Source organism: Streptococcus sp. NCTC 11567 (genome assembly GCF_902141215.1).
GTDB lineage: Bacteria > Bacillota > Bacilli > Lactobacillales > Streptococcaceae > Streptococcus > Streptococcus dysgalactiae.
The window spans coordinates 1,955,163-1,967,166 of sequence record NZ_LR595857.1; the positions used below are offsets into that span (position 1 = coordinate 1,955,163).

Annotated in this window: 12 protein-coding genes; 3 read left to right on the top strand and 9 right to left on the bottom strand. The window is 37.9% G+C overall.

Annotation, left to right across the window (positions count from 1 at the left end):
- Positions 1-216: 216 nt before the first annotated feature.
- Together FQT67_RS09770 and FQT67_RS09775 are read right to left on the bottom strand one after the other, a co-directional pair.
- Complete coding sequence (locus FQT67_RS09770) at positions 217-627, bottom strand: hypothetical protein (protein WP_000258404.1); 411 nt, start codon at positions 625-627, stop codon at positions 217-219.
- Complete coding sequence (locus FQT67_RS09775; RefSeq protein ID WP_053040510.1) at positions 627-1,100, bottom strand: hypothetical protein; 474 nt, start codon at positions 1,098-1,100, stop codon at positions 627-629. The genes FQT67_RS09770 and FQT67_RS09775 overlap by 1 nt, the downstream gene beginning before the upstream one ends.
- 253 nt (positions 1,101-1,353) lie before the next feature.
- Here FQT67_RS09775 and FQT67_RS09780 point away from each other — a divergent pair, with 253 nt between their 5' ends.
- Positions 1,354-1,854: a helix-turn-helix transcriptional regulator gene (locus FQT67_RS09780; RefSeq protein ID WP_046177934.1), complete on the top strand. Its 501-nt coding sequence runs from the start codon at positions 1,354-1,356 to the stop codon at positions 1,852-1,854.
- Positions 1,855-1,958: 104 nt separating this feature from the next.
- Here the strand turns inward: FQT67_RS09780 and FQT67_RS09785 are convergent, their stop codons facing one another.
- Positions 1,959-2,612 carry a thioester-forming surface-anchored protein gene (locus FQT67_RS09785; RefSeq protein WP_143936420.1) on the bottom strand — a complete coding sequence of 218 codons (654 nt, stop codon included), beginning with the start codon at positions 2,610-2,612 and terminating at the stop codon, positions 1,959-1,961.
- A 431-nt stretch (positions 2,613-3,043) separates the two neighbouring features.
- On the opposite strand from FQT67_RS09785, the gene FQT67_RS09790 reads away from it, so the two are divergent.
- Entirely contained in the window at positions 3,044-4,549 is a 1,506-nt protein-coding gene (locus tag FQT67_RS09790; RefSeq protein ID WP_046177532.1) for a helix-turn-helix domain-containing protein, read from the top strand.
- A gap of 113 nt (positions 4,550-4,662) precedes the next feature.
- Here FQT67_RS09790 and FQT67_RS09795 read toward each other — a convergent pair whose 3' ends face one another.
- Together FQT67_RS09795 and FQT67_RS09800 are read right to left on the bottom strand one after the other, a co-directional pair.
- Positions 4,663-5,787: a hypothetical protein gene (locus FQT67_RS09795; protein ID WP_046177533.1), complete on the bottom strand. Its 1,125-nt coding sequence runs from the start codon at positions 5,785-5,787 to the stop codon at positions 4,663-4,665.
- A 35-nt stretch (positions 5,788-5,822) separates the two neighbouring features.
- Entirely contained in the window at positions 5,823-6,320 is a 498-nt protein-coding gene (locus tag FQT67_RS09800) for a hypothetical protein (RefSeq protein ID WP_003058263.1), read from the bottom strand.
- Between the two features lie 206 nt (positions 6,321-6,526).
- Here FQT67_RS09800 and FQT67_RS09805 point away from each other — a divergent pair, with 206 nt between their 5' ends.
- Positions 6,527-7,516 (top strand): IS30-like element IS1239 family transposase, encoded by a 990-nt coding sequence (locus tag FQT67_RS09805; RefSeq protein ID WP_143936421.1) that lies wholly within the window; start codon positions 6,527-6,529, stop codon positions 7,514-7,516.
- Positions 7,517-7,652: 136 nt separating this feature from the next.
- Here FQT67_RS09805 and FQT67_RS09810 read toward each other — a convergent pair.
- The 4 genes from FQT67_RS09810 to FQT67_RS09825 form a co-directional block, all read right to left on the bottom strand.
- Positions 7,653-9,001, bottom strand: a protein-coding gene (locus FQT67_RS09810; RefSeq protein WP_115256712.1) for an IS3 family transposase whose coding sequence is annotated in 2 segments (ribosomal slippage) — positions 7,653-8,560 and positions 8,560-9,001 — 1,350 coding nt in all. Because the reading frame shifts where the segments join, the coding sequence is not laid out codon by codon here.
- Positions 9,002-9,084: 83 nt separating this feature from the next.
- Entirely contained in the window at positions 9,085-10,434 is a 1,350-nt protein-coding gene (locus FQT67_RS09815) for a glucose-6-phosphate isomerase (RefSeq protein ID WP_003058262.1), read from the bottom strand.
- A 239-nt stretch (positions 10,435-10,673) separates the two neighbouring features.
- Complete coding sequence (locus FQT67_RS09820) at positions 10,674-11,255, bottom strand: TlpA disulfide reductase family protein (RefSeq protein WP_003058257.1); 582 nt, start codon at positions 11,253-11,255, stop codon at positions 10,674-10,676.
- Between the two features lie 114 nt (positions 11,256-11,369).
- A complete protein-coding gene (locus FQT67_RS09825) occupies positions 11,370-11,990 on the bottom strand; it encodes a hypothetical protein (protein ID WP_003058266.1) in 621 nt (206 codons plus the stop codon).
- Positions 11,991-12,004: the final 14 nt, after the last annotated feature.

The window sequence follows — 12,004 nt, forward strand, 5'->3', positions numbered from 1 at the left end:
CATTATACTAACCCTAAAAAACTCTTGAGCTAAAAATTATGTAAAATTTTAGCCAAAAAATCGCAATTCTTGAAAACTCATGAAAACGACTTTTAGCTAAAAATAGAACTGATTTTTGGTAGCTTGGTAGCCTAGCACTCCCGCTGGCTAGGGATTCCCTATCCCGCCATAGCGGGAGGTGCCGGCTAAGCTCCCAAAAGCCCTATTTTCAGCTCCTTACAGCAGTTTTAAGCCACTAGCCACTAATTTTAGCCCCTTATAGCCTGCGTTACGTCCATCAACCCATTGTGCCATAACTCGAGTATCCAACAATTCCACAAAGACTAGTTGAGCGCCTGCCATAGCTCCTTCGATCTCATCAAAACTACCTAGAACTTCGATTGTGATCGTCTTGACATCTTCCAAATCAATCAAGCCTTGTTCTACTGCACTAGCTGTACGTTCATCAATTCCATTCAACATATAGCCTTCTACAATATCAGTCGGCTTACCGTCTTTATACTTGTTTTTAGGACGAGTTTGTGTAAAGTCAATTTTTACTTTTTTAGGGATATAGAATTGTGAGCTATCTAAAGCCATTTCTTTAAGATTTAAGTCACTTGTCAATTTCATTTTGTTAGTTACCATTAGTATTTACCTTTATCTTTCTTTTTAAACGGAGACCAACCTTTAGACTGGCTTTCTTCCAGTTCAGTTAGTCGTTCCTCTAGTTTCTGTACCCTATTTTCAAAGGCTGTTAGCGTCGCATTTTTAAAATTGTGGGCTTTTACTAGCTTATTTAGAGTGACTTTTATATCAGCAACATCTTGCTTTAGTTGTCGTTCCTCACGAGCCTTTAAATCGCCCCAAATTTCAACGACAGATTGTGCCATGTTTTTTGTTTCATTTATCCGTTCAGACAACCTGATAAACTTATCAAATTCATCTTCTGTAAACTGATACACATCTTGCACACGTCTGCGACTGACACGCATTCTAATCTTTTTAAATTCATGACCAGATAAGCGTTCTACTGTTATCCGCCACTTTTTAACCGAACTAAACGATTTTCCAGTGGCTTCCATAATGTCCTTGTACTCGTAATACTCCTTATAAGCCATTCTCCTATTCTCTTTTCTTTAAAATATGGTATAATCAAGATAATTGATTTTGGTAAGTCTTTGAGGAATTAGATTTCTTCAAAGACTTTTTTCATACAGTCATAAACAGTTACCTCACTTTCACTTGCCAAACATTTGTATAGTTTGGTATAATTAGTCTTGTTAGGACTAATTATAGTTTAGTCCAAATAAGACTATTAGTCAAGAGAAAAGTAGTCTTTTTTGGAATATTTTTTAAAAAAAGGAGTAACCAATGTCCAATTTTCCACAAAAACTAAGAGAAGAGCGAAAAAAAAGGGGGTATACCCAAGACGAAATGTCAAAATTATTAGCGATAGGACAAAGTGCTTATGCAAAATGGGAAAATGGTAGAACTGAACCTACTCTTGAAAATGTAGTTAAATTAGCAAAAATATTTGATACCACCACCGATGAACTATTGGGAAGACAAGTCGACTTTGGGGATAAAATCATATTTAATATAACTAACTATGACTTAAGCAATATAAAGAACCTTAGTGAGCAAGAACTTTACGATTTGAAATCAACAATAGTACTCGAACTATTAGATGATTCCATCGATACTCAAACAGTCAAAAATAAGTTAACAACTAAAAACAAACTTGACAAAGACCAAGAATTCATTTTAGATACTATACTAGCTGAAGCCAAAATATTTGCTGATGAGGTTCTAGCATTTGAAAAGTTCAGAAAATCAAAAAGAAAATTCAAATGGCCATGGCAAAAGGATTAACAACAATTCAACAACAACACATTCAAATAATAACGAATAATACTTATTGGTTGTATTATCAAACGCTATAAAATCAACAATCCTAGTTAGTCAATATCTGACTATTAGCGAGTATGAATAGTATTATTAGAATTCAATATTTTCGCAGAAAGTAAGTTTTGATAGGGTTTATAATCCTTATCTTGCTCAGTGGTTGTGTAAATGTTTAACTTAATATTCTCTGGTAATGTTTTTGATTTGATATCTATTAATTCTCTATATGCTTTTAAAGCATCATGTTGTAAGTTATTACTTGCATCTGCCATATCTGTAAAATACCAAATTGCTTTTTGAGTAATATCATGAAACTGTACATCGGAGAGACGATATTTTTTTTGTAATTCCCTATTTCCATTTTCAGAATCGCCATAGTAAATAACTTTTAAAATCGCATCCCTAAGCTCATCACCTGATAACCTTTTGTTAGATGCCAATCTGTCCATCTGATTAGAGTTCGCCTCTTCTTTTTTATATTTTGGATAATTTGTTCCTTCCCATTGTGTTGGCGGGTAGGTAAGCCTTAGATTAAAACAGTATACATTCTCTACTTCTCCATCTGATGATTTCACATAAATAAAAGGAACTGAGGCGCCAGTTATATCTTGTTTGCTAATTTTATAGCCTTCATATATAACTTCAGCTTCCACTTTCTGCATCGAAAAAATTCCCAACACAGCAAAAAGAAACAATACTAGTGTCTTGAGTACTTTGTTCTTCACTTCTCTCTCCTCCAAAAGTGAGCGCCCCAATTTGTTTGATTGCTAAACTGGGACACTCAACTTTGTTTTTTAACTTTCCGTTACTAGGATAGCACATTAATCGGTTTTTCCGAAATAATCTGGTGGATTTTTCCTTCCTAAGAGTTTCTACTTTTTTATCTAATCTCAAGAGCTTTATTCTATTATTTTTAATTTTTATAACTTTTCATTTTTTTAGTTTTTTAGAATATTTATTCATTTTTAGGTCTTTCAAAATCTTTTGTCATTTTAAATCATCCTTTTCATCGTTAATGGTCACTCCTTAAAAGACGTCACTTTTGTCTTACTTCTTGTTAAATCAGCTGAATTGCACTCTTTTAGTTGACTTTTTGAAAAGTTCCGTTACAATATATAGGAATTATACAATTTAATTTAAGGAGAGAGAAATTACATTGTTAGATCATTACTTGGAGCCCGACATTATTGACCAGAAGGTCTTAATGGCTATTTTATTGACCGAAAGAGAACTGACCTTAGAGTCTGTTTGCTCGCAAACCGCTTTGACTGCTCAAAAAGTGAAGCAGTATTTCCGCCAGTTTAACGCCCTCTTTAAAGGTTCTCTACGCATTGAACTCGTCAAATCGATGATTTATTGTGAAGTGCTTGAAGATAAGGAAGATGGTTTCTTCTACGATATCTTTGGTTTGTCAGACACTTTAAAGATGCTTACCTTTTTACTGACTGACAACCAGCATAACAAGGCCATTGCAACCTACACGCGCCAGCATTTTATTTCCCAATCAAAGGCTTACCGCCTTATTCATAAACTAAAAGACTACCTCCAAACCATTGGCTTGGACGTTGTGGACAATACGGTTGTTGGGGATGAATTGCGCATTCGCTATTTAATCGCCCTCTTGCATAAAGAGTATGGCATTGTGCTGTACGATATCCGTCCTGAAGACATTGAGATCATTCATTCTTTTATCTTTGCGACACAAAGAAACCTGAAACCGTCTGCCTTTTTGGATAAGAAATTCCTCTTTTTTGACATCTTACTGATGTTGTCCTGGAGAAGGCACAAGCATCCTGTTCGCTTACCTGACTTACCGTTATTTAACCAGCTCAAAACCTTATCCATTTTCGATGAAATCAAGCATTATGCTGCCTCTGAAATTGAACCTCGAACCCAGCGTCAATTATCAGCTGACGATTTTGACTACCTCTTTTTGATTTACTTAACAGCGGATAATTCTTTTCTCACGGATTACTGGACAGCAGACCATAGAGAGCAGCTTTTTAACGTGATTGCTGAAGATTCCGACTATCGACTATTGGCGAGTCGCTTACAAGCACTGGTAGGGGACCATTATGACATTACCCAGCACATGTCTAGCTTACTCCCTTTCTTTAGAAGGACCCTCTATAATTTACAGACGCTCATTACCTTTGATGGTTACTATTCTGACCAGTATCAAGGAAATACCCTCTTGCTTGAAAAAATCAAAACCATTATCAAAGATTGGCTAGCTGATACTGGCAGACAGGGAAATCTCAGCATGGGGCATCTCCATCTTATGTGTTTGTTGTTTGAGCAAATTTTGGAGAATTCTGTGAATCCAATCGCCATCACCATTGTGGAGAGCCAAGAAACGATTGGTGATGTTATCACTCGATTTATTAGTTCGACCGTTCCTGCTTACAAGATTGACCTGTCACGGCTCAATATCTTGTCTGAAAACATTTATCATTATGATAAACCGGTTGATTTGGTTGTTACCAGTCAAAACTTGATGCCTTTTCTAAAAGAACTTAAGGTCTTTCCAAAAGAGACCTGCTTGATTGGTTTAAGTTTAGATGGTATTCAGCAACAATGTGAGGACTTGACTAAAACTATCTTAGCCTTGTACCAACAACATTATCAAAAACGTTTGGAAGAGCTCTTGGTCTCTTCCTGATCCCTTGTCAAAAAACATCGTCCCTAAAGCCTTTAGTACTTTAGGGATTTTTTTAATCCTCATGATAACAAAAAAGCCCTTTCGGGCTTTAGTCTGTTCTTGCTGTGTAAAGTTTAGGATGCTTTATATTCTGTGTAGCCCTCTGTTTTAAGGCTTGCAATCAGATTTTCTAAGTCTTCGGTGTTGTAGCCACCTACCGTCTGAGCATCTTCAGTAACGAGTTTGTCATTGACTACTTCTGCGCTATAACCATAGTAACCATAACTTACCGTTGGTTTCCCGCTATAAGTTTCTGTAATTTTATAGACTGTTACCAACCTGACTTGCTCACTGCTGTCACTAGAGAAAAAGCCAGAATAGTTTGGATCATACTTTAAATAATCCCCTACTTTTTCAATAGCATAGGTGTATGAAGAGGTGTTCTCATGTTTAGACTTCACAAAGTCATCATTTTTAGCCAATAAATCGTTGAGGTTCTCTATTTCAGTAATATTCTTCAAGCCAGACACTTTGATGGTTATTTCTTTAGGCGAAATGCTTTCCCCTTTGGCCAATAGCTGTTCAAGATATGATTCTGATAAGCTCAGTCTAACTTTATCTCCATTAGATAGATTTTCTTCCTCATCATTGTCTCGGAAGGGTTCTTGACCGTCCTTATCTTTTGGTAAGACCAAGCTAGCATAGTTATTATAACCTTTGAAGGTCACTGGATTGTCTTTCAGGAAATCCTTAAGGCTCACCGTTTTGATTTTTTCTAATCCTTTAACCGTGAAAACTTTCTTTTCGGATTTAACGGGAGATTTACTGCTTGTTGATGTCACACGAAAAATTACCTTATCCCCATTTTTAAGGTTATCTGCATGATCAAAGTCACACCTAATGGTCCCTAGCATGGTCATGGCGCGGTCATAGTTGGCTTGTAACTTAGGATCTAACCGAATATCTGTCATCAAGACAGGGTCATTGGATAATAACTCTTCTGTCTGCTTTTTAGTAAAGCCAGCTGAACGGTAAACAACTCTGGTCACCTCATTGCCAACATCTCGAGAATTATAGGTCAGCGAACCGTAACCATCATAGCCACTATAAGATGGCTTCACATGGCTGACAATGCTTTTAGGTTGGCTCTTGTAATAGTGGTAGCCAGCAAACCCTACTAACACGAGGACAATACCTACTACCAAGTGTTTACTATTTTGTTTCATCCACTTTTTTAACTCATCCACATTTATTGACATCTGTCTTCCTGCTTTCTTGTCGGTACCTTGAGTGATTAGTTGTTAGTCATGGCATCAATCAAGCGATCCGTTTGCTCAGCTGTGTGCTTTCCAACATCCGTCGCTTGGTAACGTTGATTGATAAGGGCTTGGATATCTTCTTTACATTGCATAGCCTTTTCTTTTTCAAAAACAGCTACGCTAATAGGATGCACTTGACCAGATGTTAACCCCAAGGTTAAAACAGTTTGGAAGGAACTCAACACGGTTAAGATACCATAAGCACCTAAAATCAGACCGCCAAAGAAAGAGTCAGATAACATATTCATCCCAATGAGGGCAAACAAAAGACCCCAAAAGAAAGATTTCAAATCTAACTTGAACGAGTCATCGACTGTCGAAACTTGCTCCACAGGAATCGTACGGTTTTGCGCACCAAGTGGAATAACCTTTAAAATGGTATTAGGATTAGATACTTTAATAAAGTTTCCCTCTAAACTCACCGTTGCCTTTAAGTAATATGTCAAGTATGACATAATGAATGAATATTTCATCTCAATCTCCCTCTGAAAACAGTAGTTTCGGTTTTTCCGAACTAATACTTATTATATGCTAGCCCATAAGAACCTGTCAATATTATTTGAGAAAAAAATTAAAAAAGCCAAATTTCAAGTTGAAGTTAGCCACTTTTTAGGTATGAAAAAAGCACCTCCAAGAGGTATACTTGTAGTTCACCACAAACACAAGGAAACTCAAAAAGATGCAAGATTATTATACACCAAAAGGCAAACAATTGACAATCCATGAGCGTCAGCAAATTCAACGCTGGAAGCTGGAAGGTCGCTCTAATCGTGAAATTGCTCGCTTACTAGGTAAGGCTCCCCAGACCATTCATAATGAAATCAAGCGAGGATTGGTTAGGCAACAGGTTCGTAAAGGAAAGTTTGAAGCCGTTTATTCTGCTCAACATGCTCAGTTGGTCTATCAAGAAAATCGCAAGCGTTCTGTTAGACCCATTAGACAGCGTAAGCAAGATAGGGAGGCTATTGAACACTACATGCGTCAGAACTATTCCCCTGAGATGATAGTTAAAGCTAAGGGAGTTCAAGTCCCTGTATCTACCATCTATTACTGGATTCATCATGGGAAATTAAGTCTTGGTAAGGAGGCTATGCTTTATCCGAGAAAGGCTAAGCAGGCTAGAAAACATGCCAGTCCTTATTTTAAACCCGCAGGAAAGAGTATTGAACAACGCCCAGATAGCATTAACCAACGTCTTGAAGCTGGGCATTATGAGATTGATACAGTCATTCTGACGAGGGCTAAAAATCAATGCTTACTCACCCTAACGGACAGGAAAACACGTCATCAGCTGATTCGATTAATACCGGATAAGTCTGCTCAAGCCGTCAATAAAGCTCTTACGGGGATTCTAAAAGACTACACCGTCAACTCTATCACAGCAGACAACGGGACAGAATTTTCTCGCTTATCAGATGTCTTTCCAGCAAGTGACATCTACTATGCCCATCCCTATGCGTCATGGGAGAGAGGCACTAACGAAAACCATAATCGCCTGATTCGCAGATGGCTCCCTAAAGGTACCAAAACAACGACCCCTAAAGAAGTCGCTGCTATTGAACATTGGATCAATCATTATCCTAAACGACTCTTCAACTACAAGTCGCCAGTAGAAATGTTAAAACTGGCTAACTTCAACTTGAAATTTGGCCAATTTTCTTTTATATAGGGAGAAAAGCCTATTGACTCTATGGGAGACATTAAAAAAAGTTATCTTTGACGACGTGTTGTAATAAAGAGATGTCTTAGAGACAACTAAAAAGGCCTCCTCTATGAAGTGACCCCCAAAAGTTGGACATTATATTTTAAGTTAAGGATTGAGTTCTGTATTGCACAGGACTTAGTCCTTTTAATGTCAGTTTGATTCGTTTAGTGTTGTAGTAGTTGATATATTCTGAAATAGCTGTTTTTAATGTTTCGAGGGAAGTAAATTCCTTCTCAAACCCATAAAACATTTCTGTCTTCAATGTTCCAAAAAAAGATTCCATCATGCCGTTATCTAAGCTATTTCCTTTACGCGACATGGACGGTCTCATTCCATGCTCCTCAAGAAAATGATGGTAGTAAGTGTGTTGATATTGCCATCCTTGGTCACTATGTAAAATAGTGCCCTGATAAGTTTGTTCAGGAAAAGCCTCGGAAAGCATCGTTTTAAGTTGTTGTAAGTTTGGCGAGGTAGATAAATGATATGCAATAATCTCACTGTTAAAGCCATCAAGAACTGGTGATAGATACAATTTTTGATCACTAGCAGGAATTGAAAACTCTGTGACATCGGTATAACACTTCTTAAGTGGTTGGGCAGCTTTAAATTGACGCTTAATGAGATTATCAGCTTTCTTGCCCACCTCACCTTTATAAGAGTTATAGCGACGTTTCGCACGGATTCTAGCTTTCAACCCAAGTTCTGTCATCAGACGTTGAACTTTCTTATGGTTAACTTTATAGCCTCGATTTTTAAGTTCGAGGTGAATTCTACGGTAACCATATCTCCCTTTGTTCTCAGAATAAATATCTTGAATAGCTTCTTTTAATTCTTTGTTTTTATCTCCCTGAGTTAGACGTTTAACCTGATAATAGTAGGTTGATCGAGACAGCTTCAAAATATTAAGTAGGATTCTTAAATCAAATACATTGATTAGTCCTTGAATGATTTCTGTTGCTCTTTGAGCCTTGCTTCGTCCCTCAAGCGGAGTTCTCTCAACTTTTTTAGTACGGCATTCTCCGCTCTAAGGTACTCATTTTCATATTGAAGACGCTCTAATTCAGTCATTTCTTCAAGTTTTTTCTTTGGTTTGCGTCCCATCTTTACAGGTCTCCCTCTTGATTTCTCAAGAATAGTATACCCGTTTTTCTTGTATTGCGCTATCCAATTAGGAAGCATTCCCTTATTTGGTAATCCATAATCTAGAGAAACCTCTAGCTGAGACCTACCTTTCATCAGAACTTCGTTTATGATTTCCTGCTTTAGTTCAGGAGAATAATACCTATTTTTCCTTTTACAAACACTTTCCAATCCGTGTATATCAATAAGGCGGACCATGTATTGAAGGTTATACTTACTCATATTAAATGTTTGACTGATTTTAGGCCATGTCCAACCAGATTGTCGTAAGCGATAGATTTCAATTTTATCTTCATAACTTAATTTCATAGAAAAACACCCCAAAAGTTAGATTTGTTGTCTAACTTTTGGGGTGCAGTTCACTAGGGAAGCCTTTTCTCATTATCTGTTTATTAGAGGCGAGCGTTAAGCTCTGCTGATAATTCTTCAAAACCTGGTTTTCCAAGAAGCGCAAACATGTTACGTTTGTAAGCTTCAACACCTGGCTGATCAAATGGGTTAACAGCATTCATGTAGCCTGAAACAGCGATAGCAAGCTCAAAGAAGTAAATAGTGTAACCAAGAGTAAATTCGTCTTGAGCTGGAAGAGTGACAAACATGTTTGGCACGCCGCCATCTGTGTGGGCAAGAAGCACACCATCTGTAGCTTTCTTGTTAACGAAATCAACGTCTTTACCTTGAAGGTAACCAAGTCCATCTAGGTCTTCTGCTAATTCAGGAATGATAACATTTTTACGAGGTTTATCAACACGAATAACTGTTTCAAAGAGGTTACGGTAACCTTCTTGGATAAATTGACCAAGTGAGTGTAAGTCTGTTGAGAAGTTAGCTGAAGTTGGGTAAATCCCTTTTTGGTCTTTTCCTTCTGATTCACCGGCTAATTGTTTCCACCATTCTCCAAAGTATTGAAGAGATGGCTCGTAGTTAGCCAAGATTTCAGTGATGTAGCCTTTACGGTAAAGCACATTACGAACAGCAGCGTATTGGTAAGCAATGTTTTCAGAGATTTTGTCTGAAGAAAGGTCTTTACGCGCTGCATTTGCACCTTCCATAAGAGCTGTGATATCTGCACCTGATGCAGCAATTGGAAGCAAACCAACAGCAGTCAAGACTGAGAAACGACCACCAACGTTGTCTGGCACCACAAATGTTTCCCAGTTGTTAGCGTCAGCTTCTACCTTAACAGCACCTTTCACTTTGTCTGTTGTAGCGTAAATACGCTTGTTAGCTTCTTCTTGGCCATATTTTTTAACCAAAAGTTCTTTGAAGACACGGAAAGCAATCGCTGGCTCAGTAGTTGTTCCTGATTTAGAAATCACGTTTACTGAGAACTCTTTGTCTTGAACGTACTCTACAAGGTCTGCTAAGTAAGTTGATGAAATAGAGTTTCCAGCGTAAAGAATTTGTGGCGCTTTGCGCTCTTTGGCAGTTTGCAAGTTAGCAAAGTGATGGTTTAAGAAATCGATAGCAGCTTTGGCACCAAGGTATGACCCACCAATACCGATCACCACAAGAACTTCGCTGTCTGACTTAATTTTTTCAGCAGCAGTCAAGATACGTGCAAATTCATCTTTATCATAGTTTTCTGGAAGATCAAGCCAACCCAAGAAATCTGAACCTGGTCCAGTTCCTTCACGCAATAACTTGTCAGCTTCTGTGACTTGGCCTTGTAAAAAATCAATTTCATGTTGTCCCGCAAATGACTCGAGGACTTTTGAATAATCAAATGTAATATGTGACATGAGTTTCACTCCCTTAAATTTTAGGTTCCACTAGTATGATAACCTTTTCTATCTAATATTTCAATGGTTTTTATCGGATTTCGACCTCGAAAAAAGCATCATTTTTGAAAAGGTTTTCAAACTTTCAACCTTATGAAACAAGCTATGCGTGGCTCCTCTAAGGACAATGGAGGTGACGATAACCTTTTGTTTTCATAGTTTCTGAAATTTTTATGAAATAATAGAAATACTTACTCTAATTATGTGTCTTTATTCTGGTGAGGCAAGAGGTTTAAAATTTGGCTCTCCAGGTCATTTTCCGTCATATCTGCAGTGGTGACGTGTTTAACCACTCCTTTCTTATCAAGGAAAAAATAGGTGGGAACAGCAGTTACTTGTAACTGATTAGCAGCCGCCGTCTGCTGATCATAATAAATAGGAATCTCATAAGGCAGTTGTTGACGGTAGTTAGCTGCCCTGTCTCTAGTTTCTTTGCCTTGTGCGGATCCGGTCGCATTCAAAAAGATAAAAGTGATGTCGTCATGGTAAGTTTGGTATAGTTTACTCATGATAGGCATCGATTTTTGGCAATGCTGACACCAGCTGGCCCAATCCATCAGAACCATAGGCTTGCCTTTAAACTCACTTAGAGACACGCCTTGCCCCTCTTGTGTCATAATCTGGACATCAGGAAGTGGTTGGTTAATCCAACGACTAGCAGGAATAGCTTCCGGTTGAGCTGGGGAAGTGACTTGTTTAGAACGCCATAGCATAAAGCCTAAGACAATCACAAATAAACATAATATGCCAATAAGCGCGTAAAAATGACGATAGGTCCTCATCCGTCGAACCTCTTTTCCAGGTATTTTCATTTACTTTATTAAATCATAACACAATATCATCTTTGGCTGCTTAATCTTGTCTATCAAAAAACGACCTTCAGGCCGTTTCATTTGTTATTTGAGGGATTTGATAATTTCAATACGGGTAATAACCCCTTCGTGCATATGATCAATGCGCAAAGCGATATCCGCAAAGGCAATCGATGCTCCAATTGATGGGAGTTTATCTTCCATTTCTAAGTGACGAAGCATCAATTCACGCATCAATTCATCTTTACTAGCAGCTGGTAAAGTCACACGCGCCAGCACATTTGCCACCTTAACTTTCTGGCTACCTCGGACAACCACGCTAGACGTGTCATCAAAACTAGTAAAGAGGTATTTCCGAGTGGCAAACAAAATGGTTAGCGCCACCACACTTAGCAGGGAATCTACAGGCGAGCCATGAGCAACAACAATCTGACGCGCAATGGCAAATAAGAGAACTTCAATAATGGTGCCTGAAGTATGTTTACTCAACATTTTGATTAACTCGACACCAATCGCAATACTCATCGCCTGATTGAGAAAATTCTGCAAGTAGGTGTCCAAACCACTCTTAATTGAGAAAATCCCGGTCAGCATCAAGGCCAAATGCCCAGTCAAAATCAACAACGATACTAATAATATAATGGAAATCAAAATCTCAACATAATACGACAATTCGTATAACCTAACTTGTAAATATTTTCTCATGCTATCTCCTTCAC

Bases quoted from the DNA above. Each gene is read 5' to 3' on its own strand.
- FQT67_RS09770 (WP_000258404.1), bottom strand. From the start codon at position 627: ATGGTAACTAACAAAATGAAATTGACAAGTGACTTAAATCTTAAAGAA.
- FQT67_RS09775 (WP_053040510.1), bottom strand. From the start codon at position 1,100: ATGGCTTATAAGGAGTATTACGAGTACAAGGACATTATGGAAGCCACT.
- FQT67_RS09780 (WP_046177934.1), top strand. From the start codon at position 1,354: ATGTCCAATTTTCCACAAAAACTAAGAGAAGAGCGAAAAAAAAGGGGG.
- FQT67_RS09795 (WP_046177533.1), bottom strand. From the start codon at position 5,787: ATGTCAATAAATGTGGATGAGTTAAAAAAGTGGATGAAACAAAATAGT.
- FQT67_RS09800 (WP_003058263.1), bottom strand. From the start codon at position 6,320: ATGAAATATTCATTCATTATGTCATACTTGACATATTACTTAAAGGCA.
- FQT67_RS09805 (WP_143936421.1), top strand. From the start codon at position 6,527: ATGCAAGATTATTATACACCAAAAGGCAAACAATTGACAATCCATGAG.
- FQT67_RS09815 (WP_003058262.1), bottom strand. From the start codon at position 10,434: ATGTCACATATTACATTTGATTATTCAAAAGTCCTCGAGTCATTTGCG.
- FQT67_RS09820 (WP_003058257.1), bottom strand. From the start codon at position 11,255: ATGAGGACCTATCGTCATTTTTACGCGCTTATTGGCATATTATGTTTA.
- FQT67_RS09825 (WP_003058266.1), bottom strand. From the start codon at position 11,990: ATGAGAAAATATTTACAAGTTAGGTTATACGAATTGTCGTATTATGTT.